Genomic DNA, 14823 nt, shown 5'->3' on the forward strand with positions numbered 1-14823 from the left:
CCCTAAAAAATTAATCCGAATCTTAAAAGCGGCGGTTTTTGAAATATCATTTAAACGCTATAATAAGGACATCCTAAGAAACAAAAAAACAAAAGGAGGAAACAAAATGAAGAGGAAAGTTGTTAAGACATTGGCACTGACCATGACATCTGCAATGGTATTGACCATGACAGCAGGCTGCGGCAGTTCGGGAGGCAGCGACACTAAGACTGACAGTACAGATACCGGTACAGAGGATACCGCAGATGATGCGGACACCGGTTCCACAGAGACTGAAACAGGAACAAAAGCTACTGCAGCAGACATAGGTGAGCCCAATGGCGGAAAAGAAGTTACCCTCTGGCATTATTTTGAGCATGAGGCTGACGCATTAAATGCAGTTGTAAAGAAATACAACGAAGAGCAAAGTGATATCTACATTGTACCTACTTTTGTATCACGTGATGAATTGATGAAACAGTATACGATCGGTGCTGTATCAGGAGAGCTTCCTGACATCGGTATGGTAGATTCACCGGATATGGCTTCCTACATTTCTTTGGGAGTATTTGCGGACATCACCGAATATCTGGAGGGATGGTCTGATCTGGACCAGTTCTATGAAGGACCTCTGAGCAGTTGTATGGATGCTGACGGCAAATACTACGGACTGCCGAACAACTCAAACTGTCTGGCATTACTCTGCAACATGGACCTTTTAAAAGCTGCAGGAATTGAAAATCCGCCGACAACATGGGATGAATTCAAAGAAGCATGCGAGAAGACCACAGATGAGGCAAATGGTGTCTATGGATTTGCCATGTCAGCAATCGCCAATGAAGAGGGAACCTTCCAGTTCATTCCGTGGCTGTATGGAGCAGGAGCAGACATCACAGATGTTTCCAGTGACAAGGCAGTAAATGCGCTGACATTCTTAAGTGATCTGGTAAAAGACGGATATATGAGTAAAGAAGCTGTAAACTGGGGACAGGGCGATGCTTACAATGCCTGGATCGCAGGTAAAGCGGCAATGCTGGAATCCGGTACATGGCAAATTGCTACATTAGATACCGATAATAAAGACGATGTAACATGGGAATACAAATATACTCCAATGCCAAAAGGCGAGCAGCAGGCAACCGTTATCGGCGGCGAAAACTTCGGTGTATGCAGCGGTTCTGAAAATGTAGAAGAGTGTGCAGAATTCCTGAAATATATGCAGTCCGCACAGAACACGGCAGACTGGTGTGAAATCGCAGGAAAATTACCGGTTCGTGCAGATGCAGTTGAACTGAAAGACTTCTGGACAGCAGATGAAAGATACAAAGTATTCAACGATTCCATGGAATTTGCAGTAGCAAGGGGACCTCACGAGTCCTGGCCGACCATTTCCGAAGCCCTGTACAAAGCAGAGCAGGCAGCTTTACTGGGTGACAAAGACCCGGCAGAAGCTTTGAAAGAAGCCCAGGCAACGATTTCACCTATTTTGGAAGAAACACCTATTGCAGTACAGAAGTAATACAGAATAAGTCTGGATGCTGACTGTAAAACAAGGTTTAAGGTGTATCCCGGCGATACATCTTAAACCTTTTTAAAAGAAACAGATAGGAATTTGGAAGAGGGGTGAAATCCATGAAAATGTCGATGGCGGCAAAAAAAAGAAGAGAAGGCTATACCTTTATCCTTCCAGGATTCATTTATATGCTGGTGGTTCTTGGGTATCCGCTGATTTATAACTTTGTGCTCAGTTTCAGGAATGTAAATGTTAAAACGTTCAAAGGCGGAACCGATGTCTTTGTAGGTTTGTCCAACTACATAGAGTTATTCCACAATGAAACATTTTTGATGGTATTTAAAAATACATTTATATTTACCATTGGATGTTTGGTTGTACAGTTTACTATAGGATTTATATTTGCACTGTTTTTCTCAAAGAAGTTTACACTTGCCGGACCCATCCGTGGTATGATCTTGGTAGGTTATATGATGCCCATGTCTGTTACGGCTTTGCTGGGCAAGAATATGTTCGATGTATCCAGTGGTGTGATCAATGACCTGTTTATGAAGATTGGGCTGATCAACGCTCCGGTGGAATGGCTGCTGAACGGAAGTACAGCTATGATCGCGATCATTGCAGTGAACTGCTGGGTTGGAATTCCGTTCAATATGCTGCTGCTGACTTCCGGCCTGACAGGGATTTCCACGGAGATTTATGAGAGTGCGGAGGTTGACGGTGCTAATCCGTTCCAGCGATTCCTCTATATCACACTTCCGCTTATGAAACCGGCTATTTTGTCTGTGCTTATGTTAGGTTTTATTTATACCTTCAAAGCATTCGATTTGATGTTTGTTATGACAAGCGGCGGTCCTCTGAACTCTACTGATGTTCTTGGTACTTACGCTTATACATTGTCCTTCAAACAGTATGAATTCTCCTTAGGTTCTACAGCGGCGATCATCTTGTTCGCATGCCTGTTCATTGTCGGACTATTCTACTTGCGTCTCATATCAAAGGAGGATGATTAGAATGGCAGGAAAAGTGAAAATAACAAGCTCCAAAGAAAAAAGAAGAAATTTGATCAACTGTGTTATCGCAGTTATTGTTGCCATTCTGTTCCTGTTTCCGATTTACTGGATTCTTGCAATGTCCTTTAAATCAGATGCGGAATCGTTCGGCAAACTTGTGACATATTATCCGCACAATTTTACCTTAGAGCCCTGGATCAAGAACTTCCAGGATGCAGAATTCCTGTCTTCCCTGAAGAACAGTATCTGTATTGCTTTTTTATCCATGGTAATCTCACTGGTATTTGGTATTCCGGCAGCTTACGGCATGGGACGTTATAAAGTACCGGGCAGAAAAGTATTCCTGCTTACCTTCCTGGTAACCCAGATGCTTCCTGCATCCCTGATGCTGACTCCTATGTATCTGATCTTTAACAAGCTGCATTTATTAGGAACATATTTAGGACCATCCCTGGCAATTGCTTCAGGATCTGTTCCGTTTATCGTTGTAACTTTGAGACCTTATTTCAAGAGCGTGCCCACATCCCTGGATGATGCTGCCAGAATTGACGGCTGCGGTGTGTTCCGTTCCTTCTTCAAGATCATGATTCCGGCGATCAAGACAGGTGTTATCACAGTAGTAGTTATCTCCTTCCTGGGCGGCTGGAATGACCTGGCATACTCCATGACATTTAACGTAAAACCGGATATGCGTCCATTGACAGCAAATATCTATAAATTCCAGAGTAAATACGGAACCAAGTGGAACTGTATTATGGCATACGGAGCAATTTTGGTACTGCCTGTTATCCTGTTGTTTGTATTCCTGCAGAAATACATTGTAGGCGGCCTGACGGCAGGTGCAGTAAAAGAATAAGAAGTATAGGACAGTGAGGACAAAAAATGACGGATATTATAAAAAAAGAAGGTGCATCCACCGGAGATTTCCGTTCGGACAATCATTTTTTACTGGGATATTTTGAGGAAAAGGATCATGCATTGTATTACCGTTATGATGCGGAGCGCGTGATCGTGGAACCCTGGGGAAAGAACAGTCTCCGGGTCCGCGCCTCCAAGATGCCCGAGATGCCGGATGAGCTCTGGGCATTAGATGGAAAACCGGAGGGACGCGAAGAGGCAAGTATTGCAATACATGATTTTTCCGCAGAAATTACAAACGGAAAGATCAGGGCAGTAGTGAACAATATCGGAAAGCTTACTTTTTACAACCAAAAGGGGGAAGTACTGCTTGAGGAATATGTCCGCAACAGAGAGGATATGTTTGCGGATACTTGCAGCTCCCTGGAGGTTGAAGCAAGGGAATTCAAACCGATCATCGGGGGCGATTATCAGCTCACCATGCGTTTTGAATCCAATCCAAACGAGAAGATTTACGGTATGGGCCAGTATCAGCAGAAATTCCTAAATGTCAAAGGTGCAGAACTGGAACTGGCACACAGAAATTCCCAGGCAAGTGTTCCTTTTGCATTGTCTTCCCTTGGATATGGATTTTTGTGGAACAATCCTGCAATCGGGCGTGTCAGCTTCAATAAAAATATTACCACATGGGAAGCAAAATCCACAAAGAAATTGGATTATTGGATCACTGCAGGCGATACACCGGCTGAAATTGAGGAAGCTTACGCAGATGTAGCGGGAAAAGTTCCCATGATGCCGGAATACGGAATGGGATTCTGGCAGTGTAAACTCAGATATCAGACACAGGAAGAGCTTCTGGAGGTGGCAAGAGAATACAAACGCCGTCAGATTCCTATTGATGTCATTGTAGTGGATTTCTTCCACTGGCCGAAGCAGGGTGACTGGCGATTTGACGAGACATACTGGCCGGACCCGGATGCCATGATCGCGGAACTGAAGGAGATGGGTATTGAACTTATGGTATCCATCTGGCCTATGGTGGATTATAAGAGTGAGAATTTTGAGGAGATGAAGGCAAAAGGTCTCCTGACACGGGTGGAAAAAGGTGTCCGTATTGACAACACTTATATGGGCAATACCATCCAGTATGACCCGACGAATCCGGAAGCCAGAGAGTATGTGTGGAACAAGGCAAAACAGAATTATTATGACAAGGGTGTGAAGATTTTCTGGCTGGATGAAGCGGAACCGGAATATACGGTGTATGATTTTGAAAATTATCGTTATCATCTGGGACCGAATGTCCAGATCGGAAATGTCTATCCGGTAATGTATGCACAGACCTTCTTTGAAGGCATGAAAAAAGAAGGACAGGAAAACATCGTGAATCTGCTGCGCTGTGCATGGGCCGGAAGCCAGAGATACGGGGCACTTGTGTGGTCAGGTGATATCCATTCTTCCTTTGAAAGTCTTCAGAACCAGTTTGCAGCAGGCCTCAATATGGGAATCGCAGGGATTCCCTGGTGGACAACAGATATCGGGGGATTTTTCGGGGCTAATATCTATGATGAGGATTTCCATGAGGTTCTGATCAGATGGTTTGAATACGGTACGTTCTGTCCTGTTATGAGACTGCATGGCTATCGCATGCCGTATCAGCCTCAGTACGGAACAACCGGAGGCGCGGAGTGCGTATCCGGAGCGCCGAATGAAATCTGGTCTGATAGTGTCAAGTGATGTATGAAAAAACTGAGCCGAAAAAATAGGCTCAAATGAACCTTGAAAACTGCAGATATTTATACTTGAGCTCTCCAAGGGCATAGGGCTTTGCCCTATGTACCCACAAGGGACAAGTCCCTTGACCCATGATCGGGCTCTGCCCGAACCCGTCCTCGCCGGAAGGCAGGAAAAGGGCGCAGTTGCCCCTTTTCTTTGTAAAAAGGATCATCCGTGAACCTTATGTCAAGTAACTTTCGCGGCATAACGGAACTTCGTTCCATTATTCCACGCTTCACCTGACAACGGCTCCGCTCCGTTATGCTGATACCTGGTTCTGAAGATTCAGGATCGTCTGTTGTCCAAGAAAAATGAGAAGCTGCCACTTGCCCGGCATATTGTCCGCATCTTTGAGCATCTCAACCTCATTCAGGACTTTATAGCCAGCATGTTTATGAGGCCGGAGAAAGTTATAGTAGGCAACCCAGAGAGTCAGGTCATAGTTGGCACCGTCGATGTTATCAAAACCATTCGTAGATCTGTAAGTAGCCTTGTATGTACGGTTCAGCCGTTCAATCATCTGTTTGAACGGACGAAATTCTTCGGACACTTCATCGTCGTTGGTAAGCCCAATTACCTGAGTGATCTCAAACTTGAACTTTTCGCCAAACTCATGGAAGAACTGCTGGGCAGCGAGAGGGTAGGCACTATAGCCGTCAGCAATAAAACGGAAGTTCTTTGGAAGCTCCGTTAAGTGACGAAACGCCATTCTCATGGCAAGAATACAGGGGCCAACTCCACGGTTGTCAGATACCTGATAGCCGATGATGGAACGTTTGGCGGCATCCATGATGAACCAGATGTAAGCCTTAATACCACGGATTTTGATATAGGTTTCATCAGCAGTGAAGACACTGCCAGAGCCGTAATCGTAATGATCGACAAAGGGTTTCACACAGATAGCGGCTGTTTTGCAGTAATTCGCTATCTGCTGATGTGAGATGGAGATATTATACAAGTCCTTTAAAGCCTGGGAAGTTTTTCTGAGAGACAATCCAAGATTTACGTGGAGAGTCAGGCACAGAGCCATTGTGTTGGAGTCAAACTTACTGAACTTCAGGGAGGAGGCATTCTTTGGCAGGGAGTTTAAATCCATGCGAAAAAAATCTATCGTGAATTCACGGTAGATATAGTGGAGTTTGTATTTATTCCTGCCATAGTCCTCATCCAGATCTTTTTTATCAACTTTCCGAAGGTTGTGAAGATAGTAAGGGCATTTGGGATTCACACATTTATGGATGATGAAGTGTTTCCTGTTCTTTTTTGGAACAAGAGCATTTCCACAATGGGGACAACGCAGCTTAACTGAGGAAAAACGGCTTTGTTCCGGAGAGAATCTGGTATCACAGATCTTGCAGAGGACCTGCCCTTTGGAACCATTATTTTTGTATAGAAATGGTTTAGGAGCACCACAGCGTGGGCAGCAGCATTCGTCTGGGATATCACACTCGGACCGGCGGCTGACGGGACGGATCTTCTTACCATACCGTTTTTCAAAGTAAGGGATCAGCTCCTTATAAGTCCAGTCCTGACGGAAATCTGTAATGAGAGGAAGCGCATCCGTTTTGAATTTCTGATACTTCGGAGAGTGGGAATCATCAAAAGCCCACTGTCTGAGTGGTATATATCTGCAGATAAAAGAAAAAAGATAGCGGATAATTCGCTGTTGGTATTGAATGTAGTTAAGTAAATAAAGTATAATGTCCATGAGCAATGAAATCCTTTGGTATTTTGGTGTTTGTGGTGAACTCATTATACTATAAAAAGGGAGGTCATTGCTCTTTTTGTTGCAAACTCCCATTAAATCAAGGTTTAACAATAAAAAATGGTAGTGAAACTTGACACTACCTCTGGTCTTACGGAGATAAGGTTTATGAAATCTGTAAGAAATACATTGAAATGCGTGAGGCCATGCGTCCTTATGTGCGCAGGCTGATGGAAGAAGCGCATGAAAAAGGTACACCGGTCATGAGACCTCTGTTTTATGATTTCCCGGAGGATAAGACATGCTGGGAGAATGAGACACAGTACATGTTCGGACCTGAAATTTTAGTCGCTCCTGTTATGGAAAAAGGACAGGAGGAAAGAGAGGTCTATCTTCCCGCAGGGGCGGAATGGAAAAATGTGTGGACGGGCGAGTGCTTTAAAGGCGGACAGACAGTAACTGCGGCTGCACCTATCGAACAGATTCCACTGTTTACAAAAAATGAATTTGAACTGAACTTCTAAACGAAAAGGGTTGCTGCACGTAAAACTGGGGCAGCCCTTTCATAAAATAAGAAAGTCAATCAGGAGGAGGTATTTGAATGCTGAAACAAGTGGGCAACAAGTTATACAGGAGACAGGACAAGGAACTGCTCCTCATCGAACCATGGGGGAAAAACAGCCTGCGCGTGCGCGCAACACAGCGCAGTGAGTTTATCCCGGATACGGACAGCGCGCTTTTAGAACCGGAAGATACAGAGGTACAGATCACCATTGAAGGGAAAAAAGCAGTTATCACCAATGGGAAATTAACCTGTAAAATCATGGACAACGGGGTACTCCAATATTATAATCAGAATGGAAAGCTTCTTTTGGAGGAGTATGACCGCACCAGAGATATGTATGAGGGAAGTGATAAGTTCGCAAGCGCATTGGAGATCGTGCCGCGTACCTTTAACCCACGGCAGTGCTCTGATAATTTCAAATTGACAGTCCGGTTTGAGGCATATAAAGATGAGAAGATTTTCGGTATGGGACAGTATCAGCAGCCGTATCTGGATGTGAAAGGCTGTATCATTGAGCTGGCCCATAGAAATTCCCAGGCAAGTGTTCCGTTTGCCTTGTCAGACAGAGGGTACGGTATTCTGTGGAATAATCCGGCAATCGGTCAGGTGACATTTGGAAAGAACGTTACAGAGTGGATCGCTGAGTCAACAAAACAGATGGATTACTGGATCACAGCGGGAGATACCCCGGCTGAGATCGAAGAAGCCTATGCAGATGCCACGGGTAAGGTTCCCATGATGCCGGATTACGGAATGGGATTCTGGCAGTGTAAGCTGCGTTACCAGACACAGGATGAGATTCTGGAAGTTGCCAGGGAGTATAAGAGAAGAGGTCTTCCCATTGATGTCATTGTAGTGGATTTCTTCCACTGGCCCCATCAAGGCGACTGGAAGTTCGATAAAGATTATTGGCCGGACCCTGCAGCAATGGTGAGGGAATTAAAGGAGATGGGCATTGAACTGATGGTATCCATCTGGCCTACCGTTGACGCGGAGAGTGAAAATTATGAGGAGATGACAGAGCTGGGATACCTGACCCGTTCTGAGTACGGGAAACGGATCGGACAGCTTGGAGATGCCTGCATTATAGATGTGACCAATCCTGACGGAAGAAATTATGTGTGGGAGAAGATAAAGAAAAATTATTATGACCTGGGCATTAAGATTTTCTGGTTAGATGAGGCGGAGCCTGAGTTTACCGGATACGAATTTGAACATTACCGCTATTTCCTGGGAGCTGATATGGAAGTGGGAAATTTATATCCGAAATATTATGCCCGTATGGCATATGAGGGAATGGAAGCAGAGGGACAGAAAAATATTGTCAATCTTCTTCGCTGTGCATGGGCAGGGAGCCAGAAATACGGTGCGTTGGTATGGTCCGGTGATATTGACTCTTCTTTCCGTGCCCTGAGAAACCAGTTGGCAGCAGGATTGAATATGGGCATTTCCGGTATTCCGTGGTGGACAACCGATATCGGCGGTTTCCACGGCGGTAATATCCATGATGATGCATTTAAAGAATGTTTTGTCAGATGGTTTGCTTTCGGTGCATTCTGTCCGGTTATGAGGCTGCATGGATTCCGTGAACCATTCAAAGAACCTCTCGGCACTACAGGTGGAGGGAAACACATAAGCGGAGCAGAAAACGAGGTATGGAGCTACGGTGAAGAAGTATATGAGATCTGCAGGAAGTATATGGAGCTTCGCGAAAAGATGCGTCCTTATGTGAAGACTCTGATGCAGGATGCCCACGAAAAAGGAACACCGATCATGCGTCCCCTGTTCTATGATTTTCCGGAAGACAAAAAAGCCTGGGAAATTGAAGATCAGTACATGTTCGGCAGCAAGGTACTTGTCTGCCCGGTATTGTATGAAGGTGTTCGGGAACGTAAGGTATATTTGCCGGAAGGAAAATGGAAAAATATCAACGACAACAGGTTATATGAAGGCGGTGCAGAATATGTATGTGACGCGCCGTATGAGAGTATTCCTGTATTTGTAAAAGCAGGGGAACTGGAAGAGATTTTTTAAACAGTGATTGAAAAGGAAAGCAGGGATGACATATGGGCAATGGTACAATATTTGGTTATGACGGTAAGTATGTAAAGGTGATTGATAAGATATTCAATACAATAGTATTGAGTTTATTTTGGCTGATTGGATGCCTCCCCATCATAACGATTGGTGTATCTACAACTGCTATGTACTATACTGCAGTGAAGGTTATTAAAAATGAAGAGGGATATGTGCTGGAGCAGTTTCTGAAATCATACCGGAGAAACTTGAAAGACGGCATTCTTCTTGAAATACTCTTCGCCGTGGTTTTGTTTATCCTGCAGTTAAACGTGGGGATATTACAGGCGAAGACTTCAGGAAACGTGGGATTATTTTTTATCTGCCTTTACTATGGAGTCAGTATCTACGCGGCAGGAATGCTCTGCTATGTATTCCCTGCGCTTTCCAGATTTGAAATGCCTATGGGATGGATTTTAAAGCTGTCCATGTTCATGACAGGACGTTATTTCCTGACAACTGTTATGCTGCTGTTTATTTTAGTGTCCTCTGCTGCGATAGTGGCATGGATACCCTATACCATGATAGTTGTGCCCGGAGCTGCATCCCTGCTCTGCTCTGAATTTATGGAACGGGTATTGAAGAAGCATGAACCAAAAATAGAAGAACTGGAGGAACCACAGCTATGAAATTTACCAATGGATATTGGCTGTTAAAAGACGAAATGACCCCCGCCTACGCTGTAGAGTACGGCGGTCATACCGTAAAGGGAGATGAACTGACTGTTTATCTGCCCGGAAAACATATTGCAGGCAGAGGGGATGCCCTGAACATTCCCATGCTGACGGTCAAACTTTCCACACCTATGGAGGGCGTGATCAAGGTGTCTGCCGTCCACCACGCAGGAGCACTTTATAAAGGGCCTTTTGCGGAGATCACAAATGATCATCCCCATGCTCAGATCACAGAGACAGAGGAATGTCTGACCTTCGCCAGCGGAAGTTTAAGGGCAGTGATCGACAAGACGCCGAATGCGTATAAGCTGGCTTTTTATGAGGGGGACAAGTTCCTGACAGAGTCCAGCTTCCGCAACCTGGCACATATGCACAACAGGGAAACCGGAAAGAACTATATGGTGGAACAGCTTCTCATTGATGTGGATGAGTATGTTTACGGTCTTGGCGAACGGTTTACACCTTTCGTGAAAAACGGACAGACTGTGGAAATGTGGAATGAAGACGGCGGCACAGCCAGTGAGATTGCCTACAAAAACATTCCGTTTTATATTACCAACAAGGGGTACGGTGTCCTGGTGGATAATGAGGGCGACGTGGCTTATGAGATTGCCAGTGAGAAAGTGGAGAGAATCCAGTTCTCCGTGGAAGGGGAGCGTCTGGACTATTATTTCATCAGCGGTCAAAGCCCAATGGGAACCGTGGAGAAATACACAGAACTGACAGGGAAGCCTGCGCTGCCTCCTGCCTGGTCCTTCGGCCTCTGGCTCACCACATCCTTTACGACGGATTATGATGAGAATACTACGTCCGGTTTTATACAGGGAATGGCAGACAGGGATATCCCGCTGCATGTGTTCCATTTTGATTGTTACTGGATGGAGGCTTTTGAGTGGTGTAACTTCAAATGGGACCCCAATGTGACCACGGATCCCAAATCCATGCTGCAGAGATACCACGACAAGGGCCTGAAGATCTGTGTATGGATCAACCCTTATATCGGTCAGAAATCCTGCCTGTTTGAGGAGGGCAGCGAGAAAGGCTATCTGCTGAAACGCACGGACGGAAGCGTATGGCAGACAGATCTGTGGCAGCCGGGGATGGGGCTTGTGGACTTTACGAATCCTGATGCCTGCGCCTGGTACCAGAGCAAATTAAGGACACTTCTGGACATGGGTGTGGACTGTTTTAAGACAGACTTTGGTGAGAGGGTTCCGGTGAAGGATATCGCTTATTTTGACGGCTCAGATCCGGTTAAAATGCATAATTATTATACCTATTTATATAATCAGACCGTATTCCGGCTTTTGGAGGAAGTCAGAGGTGAGGGGGATGCCGTACTCTTTGCACGTTCCGCAACGGTTGGCGGGCAGAAGTTCCCGGCTCACTGGGGCGGCGACTGCTCCGCTACTTATGTTTCCATGGCTGAGACGCTGCGGGGCGGATTGTCTCTTTCCCTCAGTGGATTTGGATTCTGGAGCCATGACATCAGCGGATTTGAACAGACAGCTCCGGCAGATATTTACAAACGCTGGTGCCAGTTCGGGCTTTTGAGCTCACACAGCCGTCTGCATGGGTCTTCTTCCTACCGCGTGCCGTGGCTATTTGATGAGGAAGCCTGTGTAGTGCTGAAAGAGTTTGTGAATCTGAAATGCCGCCTGATGCCGTATCTGTACGGACAGGCTGTCCGTGCCCATGAATACGGCACACCGGTTCTGCGGCCCATGTTCCTGGATTTCCCTGAGGACAGAGCCTGTGATACCCTGGACCGTCAGTATATGTTCGGTTCTTCCCTGCTGGCGGCGCCTGTATTTAAAGAATCCGGTGAGGTGGATTATTATCTGCCGAAGGGAACCTGGGTGAATCTGATCACCGGGGAGACAAGAGAGGGCGGAACCTGGTACAGGGAAGTTTACGATTACCATTCCATGCCGCTTATGGTGAAGGAAAATACGATCCTGCCTGTCGGAAAGAATGACCGGGAAGCGGAATATGACTTTGCGGACGGTGTGACACTTCTGTTGTCTGTATTTGCCGATGGAAAAGAAGCAGATGTGGAGATACCGGACTGCAGAGGCAAAATTGTGATGAAAGCCCATGCAGAATGCAGGGACGGAGAGATTCTTGTACATATTGAAGGCGGAAACGATAACTATATGGTAAAGAGCCTTGGCGGACAGAAGTTTAAAATGGTATAAGAAAGTATAAAAGAAAATAAAAAGATGGCGCAGTACCGGAAAAAACGGTTCCTGCGCCATTTCTTTAAACAAATTTTACTGCGGTGCCGTAAGCCATGATCTCAGCTGCGGCCTGGGCAACAGAGGCAGATGAGTAGCGTACGCATACAATGGCATCTGCTCCCATGGACTGGGCTTCCTCCGCCATGCGTTTGGTTGCCAGGGCTCTGGCCTCATTCATCATCTCATTATATGAGGTCAGTTCGCCGCCCACCAGAGTCTTGAATCCGTTCATGATATCTTTGCCCATGTGCACGGTCTGGATGGTGCTGCCTTTTACCAGGCCAAGCATTTCAACATTTTTTCCGGTTATGTGATCTGTTGTGACTATCAGCATAAGCATTTCCCCCTTTTGATTATAAAAGTGTGATCATATGTCTTTATTCTACTCCAGGTTCAGTCTTTTTGACAAGATATATCTGCTTCCAAAGAAGAAGAAAATACCGGCTGCCAGATACCAGAGGGTTTCTATGATATAGGAATAATTAGTGACTCTTTCACCGGCACGTGTGATCATCATTACGGTTCCGAATCCGCCCGGAAGGGTAATACTTGTAATAATAAGGTCTACGATATTGCATAAAATTATAATACCAAAGAAAGATAACACGGACCCCATAACTTTGTGGGTCTTGAACTGGCTTCCGAGGCAGACAGCGAAGATCAAAAGCCCTGTGGAGAAGATGAAAAATTCTATACAGAGGGACAGCAGATATACAATATTGTTCAGGATATCCGACAGTCCGCTCAGGGAGGTCAGTGTGTGCCACATCTCCCGGAATCCGTAAACGATGGCGGGCCAGGTCTCTTTGTTCACCAGAAGGATGGCAATGGATGCAGCAACAAAGATCAGGTCAAGTATTGTCCATACCCAGTAAATAAATATTTTGGACAACAAAAGCTGTGTGGGAGATACCGGAAGCGTGTGCGTCAGGTAGCCTTCATCTGAAAAGAAACTTTTCTGTATGTGTATTGCCAGATACAGCATGGTCATAAGCAGGACTGCCATGATCCCGAATACGTAGACGACCACATAAAACATGGTTGTTATGCCCATAACGGTATTGGATGAGTCAGAAAGAAATTTTGAAAAATAAATTTGATATCCAATGCGCCCGATGAGTGCATAAACTAAAAGCGCTCCGTGTACAATTAATAGTAGCGTGGAAACAGATTTCCACTCATATTTGAATAGTTTCTTTAACATTTGAACACCTCCCGGAACAGACTGTCCACAGATACTCCTTTGGCCATGCGGATATTGTCCACGCTGTCCTGCATGCGGATATGCCCGTTCTGAATAAAAATCACATCATCCAGAATGTTTTCCACATCTGAGATCAAATGGGTGGAAATGAGGATGGTAGCATTTTCATCATAGTTGTTGATGATCGTGGAAAGGATATAATCCCTGGCAGCAGGGTCAACACCTGCAATCGGTTCATCCAGGCAGTACAGACTGGCTCTGCGGCTCATGACCAGAATGAGCTGTACTTTTTCCTTTGTACCCTTTGACATGGTGCTTAGACGGTCGTTGGGGTTGATATTCAGCTTCTGCAGCATGTCATAGGCCCGTGACCTGTCGAAGTCTTCATAAAAGTCACAGAAATAGGATATAAGATCTGAAACCCGCATCCAGCGGTTCAGATAGGTGCGTTCCGGCAGATAGGATACAATCCTCTTTGTCTCCACACCGGGTGCCTTGCCGTCAACAAAGATCTCTCCCTCAGTGGGAACCAAAAGGCCGTTCAGCAGTTTGATTAATGTGGTTTTGCCGCTGCCGTTTGGGCCCAGCAGACCGATGATCTTACCACGGTCCAGTGATAAGTCGATGTGGTCAAGTGCCAGTTTATTGCCATAACGTTTTGTCAGGCCCCGGCAGTCCAGAATCGTACTCATTTTTTCTCCTCCTCGCTCACTTTATTGATCAGCCCTATGATGTCCTCTTTAGACAGGCCTATTTTTTCCATTTTTTCAAGAAACTCCTTGATTTGTTCAGATGCAAGTTCTGTTTTCAGATCATCTATCATACTAAGGTCCTCCGTAATGAATCTTCCGCTGGTTCTCTGGCTGTACACCAGATTGGTACGCTCCATCTCTGACAGGGCTTTCTGCATAGTGTTGGGATTGACGCCTGCTGTCTGCGCCAAATCCCGCACAGATGGAAGTTTGCTTCCCGGCGGATAGATGCCAGCGATGATATCTGTTGTGATACGCTCGATCAGCTGTACATAGACAGGCCGATCAGGATTCAGTTTCCACGACATATAATGTAACACCTCCTGTATTACTGTACTAATTGCTTAATACAATAATACGCATTTACAGGTACTTTGTCAATAGGTTTTTAAAAAAATACAAAAGAATTTGAAAAACCATCCATTTAGGCATTGCAATTCCCCGATTATATGTTACAATATTGTTACG

Annotated in this window: 13 protein-coding genes; 8 read left to right on the forward strand and 5 right to left on the reverse strand. The window is 45.4% G+C overall.

Going from position 1 to position 14823, the window contains the following annotated elements; translation table 11 throughout:
* Positions 1–106 precede the first annotated feature (106 nt).
* From V8Q34_RS19680 to V8Q34_RS19695, 4 genes are all read left to right on the forward strand, one after another.
* Positions 107–1498, forward strand: coding sequence for an ABC transporter substrate-binding protein (locus V8Q34_RS19680; RefSeq protein ID WP_052099400.1), 1392 nt, complete (start codon positions 107–109; stop codon positions 1496–1498).
* A gap of 113 nt (positions 1499–1611) precedes the next feature.
* Complete coding sequence (locus V8Q34_RS19685) at positions 1612–2505, forward strand: carbohydrate ABC transporter permease (protein ID WP_118593771.1); 894 nt, start codon at positions 1612–1614, stop codon at positions 2503–2505.
* Between the two features lies 1 nt (position 2506).
* Positions 2507–3361, forward strand: coding sequence for a carbohydrate ABC transporter permease (locus V8Q34_RS19690; RefSeq protein ID WP_033141041.1), 855 nt, complete (start codon positions 2507–2509; stop codon positions 3359–3361).
* Positions 3362–3387: 26 nt separating this feature from the next.
* Positions 3388–5100, forward strand: a complete 1713-nt coding sequence (locus tag V8Q34_RS19695; RefSeq protein WP_335836163.1) for a glycoside hydrolase family 31 protein — start codon at positions 3388–3390, stop codon at positions 5098–5100.
* Between the two features lie 298 nt (positions 5101–5398).
* Here the strand turns inward: V8Q34_RS19695 and V8Q34_RS19700 are convergent, their stop codons facing one another.
* Entirely contained in the window at positions 5399–6847 is a 1449-nt protein-coding gene (locus tag V8Q34_RS19700) for a DDE-type integrase/transposase/recombinase (protein WP_335835843.1), read from the reverse strand.
* A 191-nt stretch (positions 6848–7038) separates the two neighbouring features.
* Here V8Q34_RS19700 and V8Q34_RS19705 point away from each other — a divergent pair, with 191 nt between their 5' ends.
* The 4 genes from V8Q34_RS19705 to yicI all read left to right on the forward strand — a co-directional run bounded on the left by V8Q34_RS19705 (position 7039) and on the right by yicI (position 12357).
* Entirely contained in the window at positions 7039–7368 is a 330-nt protein-coding gene (locus V8Q34_RS19705; protein WP_335836164.1) for a hypothetical protein, read from the forward strand.
* Between the two features lie 77 nt (positions 7369–7445).
* The gene (locus V8Q34_RS19710) at positions 7446–9443 is read left to right on the forward strand and encodes a glycoside hydrolase family 31 protein (protein WP_298076599.1); all 1998 of its coding nucleotides are present in this window, start codon (positions 7446–7448) and stop codon (positions 9441–9443) included.
* Between the two features lie 32 nt (positions 9444–9475).
* Positions 9476–10114, forward strand: a complete 639-nt coding sequence (locus V8Q34_RS19715) for a YesL family protein (protein ID WP_033141043.1) — start codon at positions 9476–9478, stop codon at positions 10112–10114.
* A complete protein-coding gene (gene yicI / locus V8Q34_RS19720; protein WP_103732519.1) occupies positions 10111–12357 on the forward strand; it encodes an alpha-xylosidase in 2247 nt (748 codons plus the stop codon). Before V8Q34_RS19715 ends, yicI begins: the two co-directional genes overlap by 4 nt.
* A 64-nt stretch (positions 12358–12421) precedes the next feature.
* Here the strand turns inward: yicI and V8Q34_RS19725 are convergent, their stop codons facing one another.
* Genes V8Q34_RS19725 through V8Q34_RS19740 form a run of 4 tightly spaced genes read right to left on the reverse strand, consistent with a single transcriptional unit; the run spans position 12422 to position 14663 of the window.
* Positions 12422–12733, reverse strand: coding sequence for a YbjQ family protein (locus V8Q34_RS19725; protein ID WP_033141045.1), 312 nt, complete (start codon positions 12731–12733; stop codon positions 12422–12424).
* 48 nt (positions 12734–12781) lie between these two features.
* Complete coding sequence (locus tag V8Q34_RS19730) at positions 12782–13603, reverse strand: hypothetical protein (RefSeq protein ID WP_103732563.1); 822 nt, start codon at positions 13601–13603, stop codon at positions 12782–12784.
* Entirely contained in the window at positions 13597–14295 is a 699-nt protein-coding gene (locus tag V8Q34_RS19735) for an ABC transporter ATP-binding protein (protein ID WP_033141047.1), read from the reverse strand. The genes V8Q34_RS19730 and V8Q34_RS19735 overlap by 7 nt, the downstream gene beginning before the upstream one ends.
* Complete coding sequence (locus tag V8Q34_RS19740; RefSeq protein ID WP_033141048.1) at positions 14292–14663, reverse strand: GntR family transcriptional regulator; 372 nt, start codon at positions 14661–14663, stop codon at positions 14292–14294. The genes V8Q34_RS19735 and V8Q34_RS19740 overlap by 4 nt, the downstream gene beginning before the upstream one ends.
* Positions 14664–14823: the final 160 nt, after the last annotated feature.

Source organism: Blautia sp. JLR.GB0024 (genome assembly GCF_037000545.1).
Classification (GTDB): domain Bacteria; phylum Bacillota; class Clostridia; order Lachnospirales; family Lachnospiraceae; genus Blautia; species Blautia celeris.